General features: G+C 52.8%; 1 rRNA gene. It reads right to left on the bottom strand.

Annotated features, from left to right (window positions below):
- Nucleotides 1-21: 21 nt before the first annotated feature.
- Nucleotides 22-1373 (bottom strand): 23S ribosomal RNA (locus IAE36_RS23430); the annotation flags it as partial.

Raw genomic sequence — 1373 nt, 5'->3', positions numbered from 1 at the left:
AGCAAATTGCTTGGGTGTTATATGGTCAAGCCTCACGGGCAATTAGTATTGGTTAGCTCAACGCCTCACAGCGCTTACACACCCAACCTATCAACGTCGTAGTCTTCGACGGCCCTTTAGGGGATTCAAGATCCCAGTGAGATCTCATCTTGAGGCAAGTTTCCCGCTTAGATGCTTTCAGCGGTTATCTCTTCCGAACATAGCTACCCGGCAATGCCACTGGCGTGACAACCGGAACACCAGAGGTTCGTCCACTCCGGTCCTCTCGTACTAGGAGCAGCCCCTCTCAAATCTCAAACGTCCACGGCAGATAGGGACCGAACTGTCTCACGACGTTCTAAACCCAGCTCGCGTACCACTTTAAATGGCGAACAGCCATACCCTTGGGACCGGCTTCAGCCCCAGGATGTGATGAGCCGACATCGAGGTGCCAAACACCGCCGTCGATATGAACTCTTGGGCGGTATCAGCCTGTTATCCCCGGAGTACCTTTTATCCGTTGAGCGATGGCCCTTCCATACAGAACCACCGGATCACTAAGACCTACTTTCGTACCTGCTCGACGTGTGTGTCTCGCAGTCAAGCGCGCTTTTGCCTTTATACTCTACGACCGATTTCCGACCGGTCTGAGCGCACCTTCGTACTCCTCCGTTACTCTTTGGGAGGAGACCGCCCCAGTCAAACTACCCACCATACACTGTCCTCGATCCGGATAACGGACCTGAGTTAGAACCTCAAAGTTGCCAGGGTGGTATTTCAAGGATGGCTCCATGAGAACTGGCGTCCCCACTTCAAAGCCTCCCACCTATCCTACACAAGCAAATTCAAAGTCCAGTGCAAAGCTATAGTAAAGGTTCACGGGGTCTTTCCGTCTAGCCGCGGATACACTGCATCTTCACAGCGATTTCAATTTCACTGAGTCTCGGGTGGAGACAGCGCCGCCATCGTTACGCCATTCGTGCAGGTCGGAACTTACCCGACAAGGAATTTCGCTACCTTAGGACCGTTATAGTTACGGCCGCCGTTTACCGGGGCTTCGATCAAGAGCTTCGCTTGCGCTAACCCCATCAATTAACCTTCCGGCACCGGGCAGGCGTCACACCCTATACGTCCACTTTCGTGTTTGCAGAGTGCTGTGTTTTTAATAAACAGTCGCAGCGGCCTGGTATCTTCGACCGGCATAAGCTTACGGAGCAAGTCCTTCACCTTCGCCGGCGCACCTTCTCCCGAAGTTACGGTGCCATTTTGCCTAGTTCCTTCACCCGAGTTCTCTCAAGCGCCTTGGTATTCTCTACCTAACCACCTGTGTCGGTTTGGGGTACGGTTCCCAGTTATCTGAAGCTTAGGAGCTTTTCTTGGAAGCATGGTATCAA

Origin of the sequence: Pseudomonas sp. S36 (assembly GCF_016647875.1) — a bacterium.
In the GTDB taxonomy this organism is placed as follows: Bacteria; Pseudomonadota; Gammaproteobacteria; order Pseudomonadales; family Pseudomonadaceae; genus Aquipseudomonas; species Aquipseudomonas parafulva.
The sequence above is the reverse complement of the archived record's forward strand: the minus strand, read 5'-3'. Positions and strand labels throughout refer to the sequence as shown.